Source organism: Spirochaeta cellobiosiphila DSM 17781, assembly GCF_000426705.1.
In the GTDB taxonomy this organism is placed as follows: Bacteria; Spirochaetota; Spirochaetia; order DSM-17781; family DSM-17781; genus Spirochaeta_E; species Spirochaeta_E cellobiosiphila.
The window spans coordinates 14618-33984 of record NZ_AUFW01000022.1; the positions used below are offsets into that span (position 1 = coordinate 14618).

A 19367-nucleotide genomic window follows, 5' to 3' on the forward strand; every position below is an offset into this window, starting at 1 on the left:
TACTCCTAATTCATTTCCAATTGACGAACTTTATCTTCTTCATCTTCGAAGCTTATCAAGCTGGCTTTTCTAGCTCGTTGTTTAGCCCATTCCCGAATCTTACCGATCTCCTCACTCATGGTTTTACTTAAGGGAATAATCTTTTCAATAGAATCTTCTACCATGTGTTGATCAATATCTGTCTTCTTGTCAAAAGCATCATACAGACTGCTAATAATGACTTCTTCTATTTCACTTCCTGAAAAACCGGCAGACAGCTTGGATAGATTTTCCAGGTTAAAGTTGGTCGAGCTTCTCTTTCTTTTGTCCAAATGGATCTTGAAGATATCTTCCCTTTCACTTTTATTAGGTAAGTCGATATAAAAGATCTCATCAAAACGTCCCTTACGAAGTAGTTCAGGAGGCAAAGCGGATATATTATTACTGGTGGCAACAACAAAGACAGGACTTGTCTTTTCCTGTAACCAGGTTAAGAAGGTACCGAAGACTCTTTGGCTTGTGCCTCCATCAGTCGAACCTCCTTGTCCCATTCCGGCGAATCCCTTTTCTAACTCATCCAACCAAAGGATACTGGGAGCAATAGATTCGGCCGTTTTAATAGCCATACGGACGTTTTCCTCACTACTACCAACAAGACTGGAGAAAACCTTACCAACATCAAGGCGTAGAAGGGGCAACTGCCATAAACTACTAATGGCTTTTGCTGTTAAGGACTTACCACAACCAGGAATCCCTATCATTAAGACACCTTTGGGCTGAGGTAATCCGAAGTCTCTCGCTTCTTTTGTAAAGGCTTGACTCCTCTTCTGAAGCCATTCTTTAAGATTCTCCAATCCTCCGATCTGTCCCATTTGTTCATTGGTTTGATAATATTCAAGGACACCTGATTTACGTATGATCTGTTCCTTCTCACTCAGGATGATCTGAACATCGAATTTACCTGCGGCCACTAGAGATTTCGCAAAGACATTTTCCGCTTCCTCAGCTGTTAGTCCCAATGAAGCTTCTATAATCTTGTCCTTATTGTCACCTTGCAACTCAGGCATTTCTGCTTCTTTTTTACCAAGGGAATAGAGGATGCCATCGATAATACGGGATATTTCTTCCTTCTGGGGAAGGTCAAAATCTAGTAAAGTAATTTCCTTTTCCAATTCCTGGGGGATCTTTGTTACAGGGGTCAGGAAGATAAGGTTCTTCATGCTTGTTTTCAATTCATGACTCACATCTCTGAGCTTACGAAGCACAACAGGATCATTAAGAAAAGGATGAAAGTCTTTGAGAACAAATACGCCATTGACCTTTGATTCCAGTATGTGATCCAAGACCTTTATAGGCTCGCGGAGATCAGACAAGCTATTACCATCATCCCCGAGAAGACCTTTGGTTATGGTCCAGGAAAAATAACGCTTCTCACGATCAGTAACTAATTTGCGGACAGTACCTTCCACTCGATTTTCTTCACTAGATACAATATAAATCAGGGGATATCTAGCTCTAATTAATATCTCGAGCCGTTTGCTAACGGGCATATCTTTTAATGTCATAAGTAATCCTCATTTTCGAATATCCCGGTGTAAATTATGTCACCGGTGTTGGTAATATGAATCTCTCCCTGTCTGACCTCATCAGCTTGGTTCATTAATTTGGCTCTATCACTGAGATAATGGACCTTCTGATTACCAGAACCTGCCCAAGGGTGCCGGGAGGGAATGTGTTGACGGTATAGACCATCTATTAGAATGTCTGTCAAAGACAGTAATTGCTGATGATAGGGATTGATGCTGGACTCAAGATGTTCTCTTGTGTATCCACTGTATATAAGCAAATTAAGGCCAGCTTCTTTAATCAAAGTTGCTAATGGGATCAAGGCTTCAGCTTGAAGAAAGGGTTCTCCACCACTAAAGGTCACCCCCTCCACGTCCTTAATGGGTATCAGAAGAAAGGCCTCTTCACTGTTAATGAGCTGATGATTTTCAAACTTTATAGCAGCTTGATTTCGACAACCGGGACAATTAAAATGGCATCCCTGAACCCAGAAAACACTTCGTTTTCCTGGGCCATTTACTTCTGATACTTCAATAAAGGAGTGTAAATTTATCATACCTTATTCCTTCTTAAGGTAAAGGAAGTCCGATAACCTGTTTGACTCTGGAGAATATGGTTTACTTCTTCTACAAGGTAAGTACCGGCAAACTTATCTCCCACACCTACAATCTCAATTTCAATTCCCGCTTTGATTCGGTAATCCCCTTCGCACTTACCATGAGCTCTCACATAATTAAAACTATTACGTGTGAGGTATTCCATGGCCAGTGAATCAGCGGTATCCTGATCAATAGCACTATGATCATTGAGAACGACCTTACGAGGGCCAAAGTTATCTTCTACTATGTGTCCACCGAGTTCTTCCCCACCCACTAATTGGGTAATATCATCCAGTGAGGCTGTCCCTAATACAGAAGTTCCAGTCTGACTATCCCAACCGATAACTTCTACTTCCGTTACTAATTGCTGAACATCATTGACACAGGAGAATTCTAATAGAGTTTTGCCCCATTCAAGGACCACATCTTCTGTTGATTCCGTTTGCTGTTTGAAATAAAGAGTCTCTCCATCCCCCCAGACAGAACAGTTATACTGTGAAGCCAAAGACATGATCATGTCATAATCTGATTGATTTCGCTGTACCCAGAAAAGAGTTTCTCCCCCAACTTCATCCACATCAACGCTGAGTCCTGCATCAGAAGCGACTTGGCTAATGATGTCTGTGATTGTTGTTTCGGAAAAAACCTTTGTCTTCAATCCTGTTTTAAGGCGGTGTAAAGAGTTGCGTCCCTTAATGATGGTCATAGCGGTGGTATTCTTCTTAAGCTCGCCACAGACACTGACAACATCACCAAGAATAACTTCTTCAATATTGTCTTTATAACCTAGATGGATAGAAAACTGATTACCTTCTCCAAAGTCGGCAAAGCCTGCCCACTCCTGGTTCATGTCTGATAGATAAACAGTAAAACCTGCTGGTCCATCTAAACGATCATTGATAACGATCTTTTTGACACTTGATTCTTGATCAACACCTAATCTTGTCCCATTAATATATATAATAAATCCGGGAGTTAATGTTTGTAGATCACTCACAATGCACTCTCCCTAATCTAATATAATGGTGGTAGTTTAAGAACAGTACCTGGTTCAACATTCATAGGATCTTCAATGTTATTTGCTTCTGCAATATCCCGCCAACAAGCTGGATTATTGTATTCCCGACTAGCCATGGAAGTTAAAGTTTCCCCTTCTCTTAAGACCATCTGCTTAGTATGATCTGCAGAGTGTCGTGGTTTTTCCTTTATCTGACTGGCCGCACTGGAATACTCCTTGAACATTACTTTTACAATAGCTCTGATGGGAGTTCCATCATTAAGGAACATAGTAAATCTCTGTACGAGATCCTCAAGGACACATTTGAACTTTAATTCTCCCCAGCTAAATAAAAGGAAAGGAGGTCTGTGCTCATCAGAATTGACCAACATGAGTTCTTCTATCTTGTCTGTATATTCTCTGACATCTGTTTTGTCTTCTGATGTATCAAAGAATAGTTCCATGCTTAAACGCTTACGTTCACCAATGGTAAACTCAACTGCTGGGGAATCTAATCCGTGGATTTCGTGTTCCTTCCAGGGAGTTCTTTTTTCAACAATATATTCTTTGGGATTAAATAATACGGGGATCTCATCATCCGTATCCAAATTAATAATAACTGCTTTTTCTAAGGCCATAGGACTCTCCTTTTTTATATTGATTTACTCGGGACTCAAACCTTCGTGAGCTATTTCGATTCGTTCAATGGCCACACCATGTCTATCTGTTCCCAAACTAGGACCAACCCATCGACAAGGGATGGCTCTAAAAAAATTCCATCTTTTTATTTCTTCACCAGCTTGATTATGGAGGACGACAGAACCGTTTTTGCGTTCAACAGGATTATCTTCCATGACAGTTGTTTTATACCAATCATAGAGTTCATTGTTATCTGTGACTCCATGCTCAAGCACAATATTTGGAAATCTCGTCCTTCCAAAAAACTTATGTGTTCCTGTATTGAGGCCACCCTCTTCCACTTCATAAATATAAGTTTCCGCTTCCAGACCATCACAACGGAAGAATCTGGCAGTCTCAATGCCTTCGATTTCAATCGAAAAGTAATTCGGTAAAAACGTTTCTACTCTGTCACTCATGTTTATCTCCTTTTATTAATCCTCAATAACCACATTAGAATCGTCCTTACTAGCATGAAGAGTGATGTTGATAAACTCCGCAGGCTTAGAAATGGCTATTCCTATACGTGTTGTTAAAACTCCAGAATCTATGTTTTCAGGAGGATTCAGTTCATTATCACATTGAACATAAAATCCATCCTCTGCTGTTGTTCCTGCTAATATTCCCTTATGCCATAAGTCAATCATAAAGGCGCTTATATATCGAATAACCCTCTTACGAAGCTTATTGTCATTTGGTTCAAAGACGACCCACCCTGTACCTTTGCGAATAGCAGAAGAAATTCGGTCGAAGGTACGGCATACATTGATAAATTTCCATTCCGTATCATGGGATAAGGTTCTGGCACCCCATACTTTTATTCCTCTTCCCGGTATAGACTTGATGGGGTTCAACCCAGTTTCATAGAGCATACCCAATTGATCATCACTGCGTGCTTGCTTAAGCCCAACTCCTCCGGGGATGGTAAAATTGGCAGGACTATGATGCAGACCATGCTTTTTATCAGCTGTGGCATAGACCCCAGCCACGTGTCCACTGGGTGGAATGAAAAGGGTACGAACGCCATTTGCATCTGTAGGATCAAGGATTTCGATATGAGGGAAATAAGCAGCCGCGTATTTGGTGTCGTATTGGCCGGACCATTTCATTAAAGCAAGCTCAGAATCTAAATCCGGGCCATCCAATAAAGCAAAGCGGTCTTTAAGCCTTTCACATTGATCTACCATGGCTTGCTGAACAGCTCGAGTCATTTTCTCGTATTCATCTTTGTTGTTGTTATATATTTGTTCAAATAGGGCTACATCTGGAATGGCCACGAGCCTTATTTCAGAAAAAGCTTCTAAATGTCCCAAGCCGGAGTTATTATCAAGACCGTTGAAATATCCAATAAAGTCGCCAGCGGTTAGATTAACTAATCCATTACGCCCTTTTTCAAGATGGGCATAAGATTGTTCCAGAGGAAAACCGCTAATGTCTTCATCTATTGTAATAAACCGTGATGTACCATTAATGATTCGAGGAAGATACCTGTCGGATTGTGGATTGGTTGAAAGAAAAAGAAAGTCTTCCCTCTCTTTATCCTTTTCAATTTGAACATTTATATAAAGTTCTTCAATTAGTAATTCCTGAATCCCATCTTTTAAGCGTAGTGGTGTTGAAAAATACAGCTTGTCTTCCGTTATTTTATTAACTTTACGGATTTGCTTTTCTCCATCAATCCATACACCAAGATATTCGGCTCCCTTGAATTTATTGGTATCAACAGTAATCCATCTTCCTGATTTACGATCATATTCATCTGTTCTATAACTGTGATCGACACCATGCCATAATTTAATGGCTATACGGTTGCCCCAGATTCCGGGACTATGGGCTCGTATAGAACTAAAGCTTTGATTGTTCGTATTACGTAATGTCAAAGTAGCTGTGGCAATACAATTGTCACCTTTTTGATGAGCCACTCGAACAGCATAGCACTCCTCACCGCCGGAATTAAAAAATCCATATATACTGTGGGCTAGGTAGCCCCCTGATTCAAAACCACCGAACACACGTAAAAACTGATTAAAACTAGTCAATTTAACAGGCATATCAAGAGGACCTTTCTCTGTCACCCCAACAAAACCAGCCACTGTACGACGGTCTAAAGCGAGGGGTTTTAAAGGAGGAGCTTCTGATTTGATATAAACACCTGGTAAAACTGTGTTGTTCATGATTACTTAATCATCCTTGTTCTTTTTTTTATTTTTCTTTTTAGGTTCCAGATATTTACAGAAAGGACAATCATCCCAATCATCTTTCATTCTCTTTTTACAAACAGGACATTTTCGCTTGGTGATCCCCATCTTCTTTCTTTCTTTATTACGTTTAATGATAGAAAGAATAATTAGTAAAATAAGAAGAATGACAACAATGACAGCCACAACAATCTTCAGCCATAGAGGGAAAGGAACTTTGACAGCAGTAAAGTTTTTGTAATCTGTACTTTCAACTTCTTTGTCTACAACCTTCACCATCATTTGGTGAACCTGGTCATCAGCCGGAAGTTCCTTCGCTTTAAATTCTAAAACATAACTCTGCATCAATAAATTCTGGATTTGTAATGTATTATCAGGGACAGATTCAAATCTTCTGTTATATCTGTAAGAACCCCCTGTTGCATGAGCCAATTCATCTAAGACATTAAGATACTGACCACCTAATACACGTAATCCCAAAGGAAAGACAGGGATACCCAATTCATTTAAGATCTTCTGGGCAGTCTCCTGATCGTAACGGCTTTCCTGGTCTCGGCCATCACTAATGAGGATGATAGCTTTCCGCTCTATTTCAGAAGAGGATAGTTTACGCCCAACAGAAACAATGGAATCAAAGACCTTACGTCCATAATCAGAAGATTCCAGGTTATTGATCAGTTCAGTATCTACCTCAGCTTTTGTTAGGTTTTCAAAAAGAGTGACAGGTTCTTCATCCATAAGATAAACAGACAAGGTGTCATAATCTCTCATGTAGTCAATCAAGTCTAATAAAGCTTCCTTTTGCCGAGCAATCGGTTCCCCTGCCATTAAGCCTTGAGTTGATAATATAACCCCATAGGCAATGGGTTTTTCCGTATACTGAAAGCTAGCAATCTCCATCTCACCGGCTAGTTCATTACCATCAATCCCAGGAGTGAAATTACCCCTAACGAGAGAGAGAACGGGATCACCTTTTTTATCTTCTACAGATACATAAGCTCTTAACTTAGGATAATTTTGATCCTGTATCTGGTTTATATGAACATAGATATTAGAGGTCTGAGCCCATACCCCTACATTAAGAAACACAAATGTCAGGAGTATGACAGTTCTTTTTATGACTTTATTTAGAGACATTTAAACTTAAACTCCTTTTTATCTAATTGAACAAGATCTCCATCGATAAGGATGGAGGAGGCAATCTCTTGACCATTGACAAGGATCGTACCTCCAGATCCCATTGTTGTTATATGGAACTCTCCATTTAAAGCGGTAATGAGGGCATGCTGCCGATTAACCCCTTTCGTAATACGGATTTCACAATCTGCACCAGAACCTACTTTGCTCTTACCTTCGTGGATGTTATAGACTTTTTCTGCACCCCTATGATTAAGGAGAACCAACCATCCCCGAATGGGAGCGATACAGACAGGACACACCTTCCAGGAGGGGTCCATTTGATGTCCTTCAGGACAAACCTTTACACCAAACATTTCTTACTACTCCCTACAATTTTTGATAGACCCAGATCTTACCAAAGTTATCACGTCCTCCATCACCGATGGTGAATTCTACAGGGAGTGCATAACCTTTGACTTCCTCCTCAAAGAACTGGACAGATGCGTTACGCCAACGATTAACAGAATCATTACCATCTATTGTCATGGATTTAGTAACCTGAGCTCCTAAGGTAACATCAACAGAATAATTACCTCTAACAATGTCTGTCCGTCGGATAAGAATGAGTTTTCTATTTTTGATAATATTGCGGATCGTAAATACAGCTGTACCGCCCACATAACGACGAATGGTATCACGCACCAGACTTCCATCAGGATAAGTGAAAGCCTGATTAGAGGTTGAGGCATCCTTACATTCCCTGAAAGTCAATTCATGATCGGTTACCGATTTAACATCACTCAAATCAAGGAAGTCTACTAAAGTAAATCGTTCATCCTGAACCAACAGGACTCTAGGCAGATCATAACTCATTAAAGCGATGTCATCTAAAGTAATACGCTTGGTAACTAATAAGGATTTAATACCTTCAATCACGATGCTATGGGCTTTTAATATTTTGTCCAAAGTCTCGTATTTATTATCATAATATTTAATCAGATCACCCATTTCATAAACACTGCGACGAATGTTTTCAAAATCATCTTTTGAAGAAAAATACCGCTTCTCTTCTTTACGTTCATAATCAAGAATTTCTTGAACGATCTGATTGTTGATATCAAAAAAAGGATGTATCAAATGTACGACATCCTCAAAATTAACACTTCCACAGGTAAGTAACATTTTAGCAGTTAGTGAAACAGTCTGCATCTCACGAAATCCTCCAAGAGGAAGGGCATCATAGGCTACAGTGGAAATATTCCTTGTGGATTCAACAAGTTCAAGAAGGAAATCCTTTAAGTAGGGAGATAAGGCCTTTTGTGCTGTGACAGCATAGGTGACATATCGGAAATCCAGTTCATTTTTATCAGGACTAGTAAAGATGCGAGGGTTACGGATCATCTTAATATGTCCCCCATCTTCTTCTTCCAATCGAATCCGTGCGATCTCTATCTGGCCCTTTCCTTCCTCTACAACATCAACCACTTCCAGCATGGCTGCTTCAATTTTTTTCCGATAACCCGCCTGTTCGCTGTTTTCCTGGTTTTGATAGAAGTCATCTAAGTGCTCCTGATAAGACACAGTTATAAACACAGTTTGAGGCAGATGATATTTCTTTGTGTCTAACATGATAGCCTTTGGTTCATGAAGGAAGACACCTCTCCCCAGCGCATCAATAGCAAACCCCGGTGAGACAACGAGAGTTAATGCTCCCGATTTTTCCAAAGCCCTAACGCGCATATCTTCTAGTATTCCAGGAACAACTCCAAAACCATTGAAGGTTCTATTATAAAAGTTCTCTTTTTTAAAATGATAATCCTGTATATCATTCCAGAACTGGGGAGTTGCTAACAAGCCGGAAAAGAAATTAGCTCTTTTAAATGTATTTAACTCTAATTCTGTCATTTCATACTTCCTATATTCTCATTCCTTCTTCACCACTCATTTGACTATCTTCAGAGATAATATTGGGGTTCTTAAGGACAATAACTTTTTTATACGTTACAAAGGCTGTTGTATGGGCAGGTTTCTCATTCTGCACAATACGATGGATAAAACGCTGCATCTCCTGGGAGATCTCCTCAGAAGGTACAGGGAAATGAACTTCGAAAAAGGAACCCTTGATTTCTACATCCAGGATTTGTTGATCCGCGTATCTCTCCCCTTCATACAGATTCGTGTTACCACTAAAACAATTTTCATAAATGACAGGTTTTATCTCCGTTACTGCTTCCAATAACTTTGTCATTCCATAGACAGTACCCCGCCAATTATACAAAGCAATGGCGTTCGCCAGTAAAGTTCTTCTTTTGTGCTCGTTCTGCACAGCCCCAATATCCAGATTGAACCAACCAGATACCCAGGAGATAAATTCTTCAGGAGCGGTCCAGGGGTTAAAGTATTGATGTAAACCATCCAGCTTTAAACTGGTCTCATTCTGTATATGCTGGATCACCCACAGAAACCTTTTGAGAAAATCACTATTCTGGAATAATGACGGTAAAAACTTTCCTACATGATTAGAGGCCACAGTCAACCAAAGGGTATCCTGTTTTTCCTCCACCCCAAGAATGGTAAAAGCACGAACCTTGGCATCAATATATTTGATTTCAATCTTGGTATCCTGGCCAATAAGATTAGTAACTTCTACGAGATGTCTTCCTATAAGAGATTGTAAGTTATTATCTATACCAGTCTCTTCTACCATTATTGCCATTTACGTAATACCAATCTTACTTGCTGTTTTTCGTCTTCCTCTTCATTAACCAATTCGTAACCTTGGCTACGAACTTTTTCTAAAACCGTCTCATAAGCATATTGACGGGTAATCTCATTGAGAAGACTTTCTTTATTCCGTTCTGTATAGGTTTCAATGGCCCACCAATCTGCTTCCATAAAGATTTTTCCTTCTTCATCAATATTGATGCCAATAGGATAGGAACAACCAGTATCAACTTTTAGCTTGGCTTTACCGAACTCACCATCCCAACCTTTGATAGATAGCATCTGCTCTTGCTCTGCTTCTTCCCAAGACATTTCTAAAGCCTCTAAAGCTTTTTTAAGCATGCCTAACTCAGTAATTTTTGTTTCTACTTTGACGAAATGACTCATATTAATTCACCTGCACTTTTATGATAAATGTATTGTCGATTCGATAACTTGTATCTGTGATTTTAGCTCTACAAAACCCCTGAAACACTTCTACAATATTACAAGTTCCAATAGGTTCCTCTTCAGTAGGATCCCTAAAGATAAGTCCTTTTGCTCCTTTATGGATTCCTTCTTTTTCCATTCCTGCCCGTAGAATTAAATAGCTTTGAACACCATTTGTCTCTTCTACTTCTGCGATAGCAATATTGGCATAAATGGGTTCAATAATAACCTCTGGTTCCGGTTCAGGTTCTGGTTCCTTTTTGGGTTCAGGAAGGGGTTCCAAATCAGTCACTATATAATCATCCCAAACGGTTATAGAGTCACTGGCACATGATGTAATAAACAAACTGACTAATATTAAAAAGATTAATGGTTTCATCTGTTTTTCCTATTCATTAATATTCATAAGCGTATCTAAATATTTGACTTCCCGATCACTTAAGGTGTCCATAGCACCACGATAAGGCTCCACCCAAATATTGTATTGGCTTTCAATAGTCTTCTTTTTCTTCTTTTCAAATACCTGCAGTTTTTGAAAACCAATAGGAAGCATTAGTTTATGTACAGGAGCCAAACCAAGGATGTAGCCATCTTTCATAATGGTTCCCTGTTCAATAATATCTGTATCTAATGTGACTTCACTAAACAGACTTTGTTCTTTATCATCAGCCGTTGCAAAGAGAATCATTCTCACCACATTATTAAGAGTGTGATCAATATCCGACCATGTCCAACCTAATAAAGGATCTTGATATTGAAGGACTATTTTATTTGTTTTAGCATTTCTGAGGACAACTTTTAAAACACTCGTAGGTTCCGTTGCTTTTATATCCAGATTAACTACATAATTTGTAGAACGTTTTATTTTTCGAGTATCTTCAAGATCTGTATTGGAATAATACATTTCGGGTTTTACAATTTTGGCACCATATAATTTTTGATATAATAATGAACCTAAAAAATCACAACTGTTATCATATTCGACCTCATTTAATTCTAAAAAAGGTAGGCTTACAAACTTGTGTTCATCTTTTGCTTTCATGTATTGATATTGATAAAAATGATAACCTGCTGGGTTAATAAAAAAAGTATCATCTAAAGCATAATACTGTTTCTCATTAAATCGTTTATCCATTTGATAAAGAAATTCAGAAACCATTTTAGGTAGATTATTATAAAAGTTTTCAGCATCATACATGCGATAAAAATACTGAGAACTGATTCCCTCTTTAATACGATGCATACCAATCTGAACACCAATGGTATTTTCGATTTTCCATACTCTACCTGATATTAAAATATCAACAGGATAACGTTGTATGTGGATTTGTTTGACTAATCTTTCCATAGAAGAAATCGGATCATCTTCATATTGTTCTGCCAACCAGGTATCTATACTAAAGGGTCTATATAATTGCTGATCGACAATTTGATTAATTAATTCCTGTCTGAATCGCGATTCAAAATCTTGAGGTCCTGACAGGGCATGTTCAAATGGTATAAAAGATATGATCTGTGAATCTTCGGGAATCTCACCAAAAATATCATCCCTTGATTGATGAAGAATTTCCGGTTCTTTAATAAATATAGCTTTGACTTTAGAAAAGAATCCTCCTTCTTCAGAATCCTCTTCCTGAGCAAAAAGAGCACATGTTGTCAGTAATATAAATATGAATAAAAGTGACTTTTTCACTGAATACCTCAATTAACAAATAAAAGAACTAAGCCGTACAATAACTTGCACGGCTTATAGGATCATTAACCCCAATCAGCATCCTCATAAACTAAGGAAATGCTTTCTGAAATAGCACCACTTTCCTGAGAGTTAAGATCTGATAAATCCCAACCGCAAGGAACACATTCGAACAAGTTACGTCGCGCTATTTCGTCAACACCATTTCTATCAAAGAAAACAACTGAAACAGCTTTTCTTTCTGGTGTACCTCTTTCAACGCTTTTCCACCAATCTCTCAATAGACCGTCTTTGGGATCAGCCATACGAGTTAAGGTAACAGTGTTATACTTAACCTTACCGGGGATTTTTCTAGCGTTTCTATCCATACCGCCGATATCATCGGTGACTTCTGCGCTAGCACCTAGTCCACTAACAGAACTAAAGTTACCGTAATCGACTTTGTCGATTTCAACTTTAAAGTTAGTTTTCATAGTTGGAGCATAGTTTGTACCCATTACTTTTTCTCCTTACATTTATATATACCTTGTTAAAGGTAATTTACTTATTCACCACCAAGGGCTTTTTGACTAATTCTAAACACAACAAACTCAGCTGGTTTAGCAGGAGCAATCCCGATTTCACAAACAACATAACCTGCATCAATAGATTCAGGTGGATTGAGTTCATCATCACATCGCACATAAAAAGCTTCCTCTGGAGAGTCACCAAAAAGAGCGCCGTCTTTCCAAATTCTCAACATAAAGGCTGTTAGGTTACGAGTAATCTGCTTCCACAAATCCCGTGTGTTTGGTTCAAAGACAACCCAGTTCGTTCCATCCTGAATAGCCTTTTCGACCATACAGAATAAACGACGAACGTTGATGTATCTCCACTCTGGATCACTTGAAAATGTTCTAGCTCCCCAGACACGAATACCTCGTCCATCAAACTCACGTATACAATTGATTCCTTTAGGATTAAGTAATTCTTGCTCCGCATCAGTTAGGTTGTACTTAAGACCTACAGCCCCTCGGAAGATCTCATTCGCAGGAGCTTTATGTACTCCCCTTGTAGAATCTACCCGACCATAAACCCCGGCAATTCCTCCACTTGGGGGAGCAAAAACATTTCGATCAAGTTCTGTATCATACATCTCAACCCATGGGAAATAATAAGCACCCATTGAGGAATCTCTAGGCATGGGAATGGAATCAATCCCTTTTTCAATGGTCTCAGGAGCGTCAAGAACGGCGACTCTAAATCTTTGACGTTCACAATGACCGAGGATGGCATCCTGTGCGGCTGCATCGGTAACTCCAGGAGCACAAACAATGGAAATATCAGGCACTTCATCAAAGAGGAACAGTCCGGATTTTTTTCCAAGGCCTTCATCTTTTCCAATAATCAGTTTGGTCAAATTATCAGGATTACTGATTTGAGTATCACCACTTTTATTTACTTCTTCTTTGGCATTTTCTTTAGCGCCTTCCTTAGTGGCTGGCTTAGCTTCCGCCTTTTTTTCAGCTGTGGCTAAGTTGTTAATGTAGCATTTGGTACCACCGTTCATAAAAAACTGGTATACACCATGGGCTAACCAGCCTCCGGTATGAAGTCCACCAAATATTTTGCTGTACTGTGACCAGTTCGTAACTAAAGTGGCTTCATTAACAGGACCTTTTTCTGCAATTCCAAGAAACCCAACAATATTTGTGGCCCCCATTTCCATGGGTTTGGAACCGCCAGATACTTCTTCTACATAAACACCAGGTGTTTGATACTGGGGCATATATCACTCCTTATTTTTAATTTATCTTCATTTCTTAAGAGCCTCGAACTTGCGTTCTTGAACTCGTTTTATTTCTTCTGTGTAATCCTGTTCGATGGCATATTGAACTTGGTATTGACGCATCAATCCCTGTCCCTCTTGATGGGAAGAATCCACAATCAAGGGTTGACCTTCATTACCGGTCCAATCCCATTTATCAACAGGGATCTCTTTATTTTTTTCCATTACCAATTCAACTTGGGCTGTTGCGTTGATAGCATCCAGTAAAGACATATTCTGAGGTTCAATACTGATAGTCAAAGCCATCTCGATAGGAGGTCTGACAAAGACATCAATGGTACGGCCTTCAAATTCGGCTTTCTTAATAATCCGTGGACCGTTAACTCGTTGCCCACTGCGTACAAGGGATACCACATCCAGAATTAAAGTAGGCTTAGTTGCTTTTGCTGTGGGTCCCAACTGGAGAGAAACCCCTTTTATCTCTTTTTCTAAAAAGGACTTAATATAATCTAATAAGTAGGAATTTATCTCGTATTGCTTCATCCGTTATACTTCCTGTAGCTAATTGTTATATCTTCGATAAAAATCAACTCATCCTGTCGGCAGATAACTTTTTCAACAACACTACCTAAATTGATGTCATTAAGTTCCACATTTTCTACATGTTGAATGGCATCTATTTGTTCGATTCTGTTAGTGACATCAGCAGGAGAAAGGTCTTGTCCAAAAGGCCAGCCTTCACCATCACCACCAACTAAGGGATGATAAGAACGTCGTATGATGTCCATTACTCGTTTCTGAACAAGATCAACGTCACCAACAGTTCTTTTAAGAATCAAATTCAAACTTATGTTCACATTACGATAAGCTGGTCTATCGACACGTAATTTGGTACCTATCAACTTGCGCGGTTCCAGATAGGCATTAACCCTTTTAAGTAATTCAGGGGTGGGATAGAGTCTTTTACTGAGATCTAAAGTCGCCATGCGAACTTGTGGCAAGATAATAACAACAACCTCACCAGCAGCTCCTAATTTTTCCAGGCATTTTGCTCTTCCTACAGAAGCAGAAGATTCTCTTGCCAGCCACTCATAGTCTTCAGATGTTACAGCACGATTTAGACTCTTTAGGACACCTGAAGCTCTATGCTTCAAGCTGTGCAGACTTTCCAAATCAGAACCGGCTTCTGCTTTATAATGATTACTTACACCACTGATAAAAGGGATACTTTCTCTTAAAACGGTCAGCACGTGGGGGGCCACATTGCCCTTTTCGCCACCGCCTACCTGATAAGAGTCCACCATAATATTATTCTTATCACGGGGAGGAATAATCCCTTTAACTCCATCTCCAAAGAAGATCTGACCTGTCTGATAATCCAGCATATAATGTCTATCCTGAGGAGTTGAATTATGGAAATTATCTACCTGATGATAGCGAATCCAGATTTCCTGATTGTGTTCTGTAATACAATCAGAACCTTCTTCCCTTTCTATCAAAATTCTTTCTGATTCAGGGGGAATGGATTTTTCTTTTACCATAAGTTTTATTCCAGGTAATACAGGAGTCCTTAACAAAGTAAAACTTTGATTAGGGGAGCCAGAGCTGGATCCTAATAATTCTCCTGTATAAGTACGCTGATTACTGGCATATACAGTATTCAAATGTATTCCCAATAATTCTGGACAACTTTCAAAACTACCGGAGTTAAACCCCACTCTTAACCAGTAACCTTCCTTATTAAATTCAGAAGTTAAGGGCCAACTCTGTGGAACAGAAAAGGAACAGAAACCTGATGAATGGAAGGAATCAGTCCGGTCATCAACCATTAAAGTATTCCAATCCTTGCCATCAAAATATTCCCAAACTAGGCCACTACTGCGCTCAAGGTTAACAACATCACCGGTGAACTTATTATCAAGGGATGGCTTTATTTTTTCACCATCATCCATACGGAAATAAACTTGTGTTCTACTCTTAGAAGGAAGCCTGTCATATCCAAGATATACATAAGGAGTTCTGTCTTCGCTGATTTTAAAAACACGATTGGTATTAGGTGTTTTTTCATTATTTAATAATTGTTGATTATCTTTCCATAAATCATGATGACTATCGAACTCAAAGTTCTCATAGACAAAACACTCTTCAGGGATGTCTGGCTTTAATTTAAAATGCAGTCGTATCCTATCAAAATAAGGAGGTGTTACAGGACTGGAAAAAACCCATTCCCATGTATTATCTTCCTTTTGAATATGCTGCCCACCTGTACCAAAGTCACCGGAGGATATACGAATACGAATCCAATGAAGATTGTCACCGCCAATATCAGTGGCAGCAATATCATTAGGAATGAGGAAGGAAACCTTCCCACTTTTGTTAAAGGCATTTGTATTATCGACAAAGTCTAATCCCGAAGGATCTGTAGAACCTTTTAAAGTAGTATCACCGAGAGTTTTCCAGGATTTTCCATTCCAATATTCCCACTTAAGCAAAAGGGAATCATTAGCAACAGGAGGTTGTGCTGCTTCACTAAGGTTAAACAATAGAGAAGCTTCAGCGCCCTTCTTGGCAAGTACTTCTTCACAGGATAAATAAAAGGTATCGTTATACTTAGGTATACCGGGAAAAGGACAATAATCCTTACCTTGGTCCAATTCTTGAAAAACCATATTAGAGGTATTGCTCAATAATTTATCAGGAGCTAATCCTTCCCCTCTAAAAATAATCTGTAGATTTGCATTGACAATATCGAAAGCACGACGACTACTGGGAAGAGCCCGTAAACTACCTCTAATAAAGAAACCAGTAACCCCATTAACTTCCGTTTCTTCTATTGCAATAGGGCCACAAAGAAATATTTTATTATCACTTCTCAATTCCCCATCAAGGCCTCTTTGAGTATCAAAGAAAACCCACTTGGCACCATCCCAATATTCCCAGTCAAGAAAATTAACGATCTCTTCTTGTACACTGGAGATCTCATGATTAACAACAAAATGGACAGCAAGAGCATTATTATCTTCCAGGAATTTAAGCTCATTACTTTGGAAATAAATAAAGCGTTCCACACTATCTGTACCACTAAATAATTTGGCCCCCTGGCCTGTTACAACTTCCTTTGTAATATCTGTAATAACGTCACCAACTCTATTATGAACACCAATTATTCTGGCGCTGGTGGCGATGATGTCGTTCTCTGTTTCAAAGACAACATTCTCCTCACCATTACCGCGATTAGAAGACACAAGACTTCCTTTCTTAATATTAACCTCTGACTTATAACCTTCTACCACTTTAAAAGTAAGGACAGTTTTAGCAGGTTGTGGGGGAACCAATGACAAACCAAGGAGATCCAACAAGGTAAGGTATGTTTTGTCTGGAACTTTATTGAGCCTATAAATGGTTGTTTCTGTCATCCAGGCAAACAGTTCTACAAGGGTCATACCAGGGTCAGTTGGATTATGATTTGTCCATTCCGGGCAGTAACGAGGAATGAGACGTCTCGCTTCATTAACTATATCTGTATAAGTTCTGTCATCTAAATTGGGACTGGGTATCAAGTTCTCCACGCTCCAAATAAAAAGGATAGACCATATTAAAATATGTATTTATGGAGCGTATTTTGTAGTGTATGGATACATTGATTTTAGTCTCATCATCAGGATCAGTTAATGCTTCAACCTTATCTAAAATAATTCTGGGTTCCCATCGAACAAGGGCATTTTCAATATAATGACTTACCAATGTTCTCGTACGGGAATTGTTTGGAGCAAACACAAGATCGTTTACTTCACATCCAAAATCAGGACGCATTAAACGTTCACCTTTGGACGTACCCAAAATAATTTTAATGGATTCGGCAATACTTTTTTCATGGCTAGATTGTGCAATAGAACCTGTCTCATCAACATCAAATGGGAAGGCAAAACCGGAACCTAAAAAATTTTCACTCATCATAATTTCAATAATTTTTCCATAAATAATACTTAAATAGTCTTCATAGCCTAAGCTATTTTTTACGGTTCCAAATGTAACACCCATAAAAATAAAAACAATAAATATTTTTATTTTTTAATATTTTTACATAAAAAAAAGAAATCCTGACCATGATCAAAAGTGTTTAATAGAGAAAAATTAGTATTACCAATTTCTTCATATATATTATTTGTGACGTTCTTTTTTAATATGGAAAAAACTAAAATACCTTCTTTTTTTAATACTCTATTTATTTCGGTTAATGCAGAATTAACACTTTGATCGAGAAGGCCAATTACAGTAAAACTAAAAACATAATCAAAGTAGTTATGGGGATAATTTAATTCTTCAATATCCATGATGGATAAATGGGGAATACTCTTTTTTTGTCCTTCCCTAATCATACCAGGTGATATGTCAACACCATTATAGAAGGAACACCAAGCGGGATATTTCTTATTTAAATATTCATATAATAAACCAGTCCCTGCTCCAGCATCTAAAAACATTTTTCTTTTTTTTACCTGAAAAAAATCATCAAGAGCGTTATATTTTTTCCATTGTAATTCTTTGAATTGTTCATCATAGTTTGAAGAACTTTTGTTGTATGAGTTAGTTAATATGTCTTTCATGGGCTAATTGACTACCTCCATCAGTATCAATAATGTGATGTTATTAAAGTAGTAATCCTTTTGTCTACTTAAAAAAAATTGTGAAATAAAAATGGTAAAAAAATGAATGAATTTATTTATGGAACAGTAAGCAACAACACAGACCCAGATAGTATGGGACGTATCAAAGTAAGCTATTCATTGCAAGGTGAAGACACAGAAACAGACTGGCTACCTATCTTAAGTTTTTATGCAACCAATGGTTCTGGAGCTTTTTTCCTACCTGAAGTGGGAGACCAAGTTGTTATAGCCTTTCAAGATGCCAGACACCAGGCAGGCTTTGTCCTAGGAAGTCTCCACCATCAGGACAACCTTCCCCCCAGTACAGAAGAAAACACCGACAGTGATCTTAATGCAGATGGTGAAAACAATCTCCAATTCATTAAAAGTCGTTCCGGTAATAAACTGATCCTGGATGATAAATCAGGCGAAGAAAAGATCCAGCTTATCGCTGCTGACGGAGCAACCAGATTTGAATTTCTCATGGCTGATGAAATGATAAATCTGGAGACTGATAAGGATTTAAGAATATCTGCGGCAGGTAAAATCATGATTGAAGCGGAAGAAGCGGAGTTATCCCTATCAGGAGGATTGCAAGCTACAGCCGATGGTATATCCATAGAAAGTGATTCTGATGTAAGTCTTACGGCCTCTGACAATATGAATGTCGAAGGATCCTCAGTCAAACTCAATTAAGGAGAGCTTATTATGATACTCACCTACCAGGACTTAGATAAAGTCCGTCGGGAAAAGTATGATCCTTCTGATATCAGTTCAAGGGATAACTATCTACGTAATTACCCACCTAGCATGATCACAACAACCATTGGTATTGTAGAGAACAACAGTGATCCCGATGGATTAGGACGTCTCAGGGTCAGGCTTCCCTTAGTAAGCAATGCCCTAACCCCCTGGATATTCCAGGTTCAACCTTTCGCCAGTAAGGGCTACGGAACATGGTTCAACCCTGA

At 38.7% G+C, this 19367-nt stretch carries 21 protein-coding genes; 2 read left to right on the plus strand and 19 right to left on the minus strand.

Translation table 11 applies throughout. The features are described from left to right. Positions 1 to 5: 5 nt before the first annotated feature. From K345_RS0105990 to K345_RS0106080, 19 genes are all read right to left on the minus strand, one after another. Entirely contained in the window at positions 6 to 1544 is a 1539-nt protein-coding gene (locus K345_RS0105990; protein WP_028973403.1) for an AAA family ATPase, read from the minus strand. Beyond that, entirely contained in the window at positions 1541 to 2101 is a 561-nt protein-coding gene (locus tag K345_RS19970) for a 4Fe-4S single cluster domain-containing protein (RefSeq protein ID WP_053228106.1), read from the minus strand. Before K345_RS19970 ends, K345_RS0105990 begins: the two co-directional genes overlap by 4 nt. After that, the gene (locus K345_RS0106000) at positions 2098 to 3141 is read right to left on the minus strand and encodes a phage late control D family protein (protein WP_028973404.1); all 1044 of its coding nucleotides are present in this window, start codon (positions 3139 to 3141) and stop codon (positions 2098 to 2100) included. The genes K345_RS19970 and K345_RS0106000 overlap by 4 nt, the downstream gene beginning before the upstream one ends. Before the next feature lie 17 nt (positions 3142 to 3158). Continuing rightward, complete coding sequence (locus K345_RS0106005; RefSeq protein ID WP_028973405.1) at positions 3159 to 3779, minus strand: CIS tube protein; 621 nt, start codon at positions 3777 to 3779, stop codon at positions 3159 to 3161. Positions 3780 to 3803: 24 nt separating this feature from the next. Next, entirely contained in the window at positions 3804 to 4238 is a 435-nt protein-coding gene (locus tag K345_RS0106010) for a phage tail protein (protein WP_028973406.1), read from the minus strand. Positions 4239 to 4253: 15 nt separating this feature from the next. Next, positions 4254 to 5993: a phage tail sheath C-terminal domain-containing protein gene (locus K345_RS22225; RefSeq protein WP_028973407.1), complete on the minus strand. Its 1740-nt coding sequence runs from the start codon at positions 5991 to 5993 to the stop codon at positions 4254 to 4256. Positions 5994 to 5999: 6 nt separating this feature from the next. Next, positions 6000 to 7154 (minus strand): vWA domain-containing protein, encoded by a 1155-nt coding sequence (locus tag K345_RS0106020; RefSeq protein ID WP_028973408.1) that lies wholly within the window; start codon positions 7152 to 7154, stop codon positions 6000 to 6002. Further along, complete coding sequence (locus tag K345_RS0106025) at positions 7145 to 7510, minus strand: FHA domain-containing protein (protein WP_028973409.1); 366 nt, start codon at positions 7508 to 7510, stop codon at positions 7145 to 7147. The genes K345_RS0106020 and K345_RS0106025 overlap by 10 nt, the downstream gene beginning before the upstream one ends. 13 nt (positions 7511 to 7523) lie before the next feature. Further along, the gene (locus K345_RS0106030; protein WP_028973410.1) at positions 7524 to 9041 is read right to left on the minus strand and encodes a hypothetical protein; all 1518 of its coding nucleotides are present in this window, start codon (positions 9039 to 9041) and stop codon (positions 7524 to 7526) included. A 10-nt stretch (positions 9042 to 9051) separates the two neighbouring features. Next, the gene (locus K345_RS0106035; RefSeq protein WP_028973411.1) at positions 9052 to 9852 is read right to left on the minus strand and encodes a phage tail protein; all 801 of its coding nucleotides are present in this window, start codon (positions 9850 to 9852) and stop codon (positions 9052 to 9054) included. Then, complete coding sequence (locus K345_RS0106040; RefSeq protein ID WP_028973412.1) at positions 9843 to 10247, minus strand: DUF1257 domain-containing protein; 405 nt, start codon at positions 10245 to 10247, stop codon at positions 9843 to 9845. The genes K345_RS0106035 and K345_RS0106040 overlap by 10 nt, the downstream gene beginning before the upstream one ends. A gap of 1 nt (position 10248) precedes the next feature. Next, positions 10249 to 10668, minus strand: a complete 420-nt coding sequence (locus tag K345_RS0106045; protein WP_028973413.1) for a hypothetical protein — start codon at positions 10666 to 10668, stop codon at positions 10249 to 10251. 9 nt (positions 10669 to 10677) lie between these two features. Next, on the minus strand, positions 10678 to 11982 hold the full coding sequence (locus K345_RS0106050) for a hypothetical protein (RefSeq protein ID WP_028973414.1): 1305 nt from the start codon (positions 11980 to 11982) through the stop codon (positions 10678 to 10680). A 65-nt stretch (positions 11983 to 12047) separates the two neighbouring features. Continuing rightward, on the minus strand, positions 12048 to 12479 hold the full coding sequence (locus tag K345_RS0106055) for a phage tail protein (protein ID WP_028973415.1): 432 nt from the start codon (positions 12477 to 12479) through the stop codon (positions 12048 to 12050). Positions 12480 to 12526: 47 nt separating this feature from the next. Then, entirely contained in the window at positions 12527 to 13750 is a 1224-nt protein-coding gene (locus K345_RS0106060; RefSeq protein WP_028973416.1) for a phage tail sheath family protein, read from the minus strand. A gap of 27 nt (positions 13751 to 13777) precedes the next feature. Continuing rightward, entirely contained in the window at positions 13778 to 14293 is a 516-nt protein-coding gene (locus K345_RS0106065; RefSeq protein ID WP_028973417.1) for a hypothetical protein, read from the minus strand. After that, positions 14290 to 17319, minus strand: a complete 3030-nt coding sequence (locus tag K345_RS0106070; RefSeq protein WP_156888313.1) for a putative baseplate assembly protein — start codon at positions 17317 to 17319, stop codon at positions 14290 to 14292. The genes K345_RS0106065 and K345_RS0106070 overlap by 4 nt, the downstream gene beginning before the upstream one ends. After that, entirely contained in the window at positions 17285 to 17791 is a 507-nt protein-coding gene (locus K345_RS0106075; RefSeq protein WP_245584604.1) for a GPW/gp25 family protein, read from the minus strand. The genes K345_RS0106070 and K345_RS0106075 overlap by 35 nt, the downstream gene beginning before the upstream one ends. A gap of 23 nt (positions 17792 to 17814) precedes the next feature. Further along, positions 17815 to 18357 carry a methyltransferase domain-containing protein gene (locus K345_RS0106080; protein WP_028973420.1) on the minus strand — a complete coding sequence of 181 codons (543 nt, stop codon included), beginning with the start codon at positions 18355 to 18357 and terminating at the stop codon, positions 17815 to 17817. 102 nt (positions 18358 to 18459) lie between these two features. Here K345_RS0106080 and K345_RS0106085 point away from each other — a divergent pair, with 102 nt between their 5' ends. Together K345_RS0106085 and K345_RS0106090 are read left to right on the plus strand one after the other, a co-directional pair. Further along, positions 18460 to 19092 (plus strand): phage baseplate assembly protein V, encoded by a 633-nt coding sequence (locus tag K345_RS0106085; protein ID WP_028973421.1) that lies wholly within the window; start codon positions 18460 to 18462, stop codon positions 19090 to 19092. 12 nt (positions 19093 to 19104) lie between these two features. Beyond that, positions 19105 to 19367: phage baseplate assembly protein V (locus K345_RS0106090; protein ID WP_028973422.1), on the plus strand; the 263-nt coding region annotated here is incomplete at its 3' end.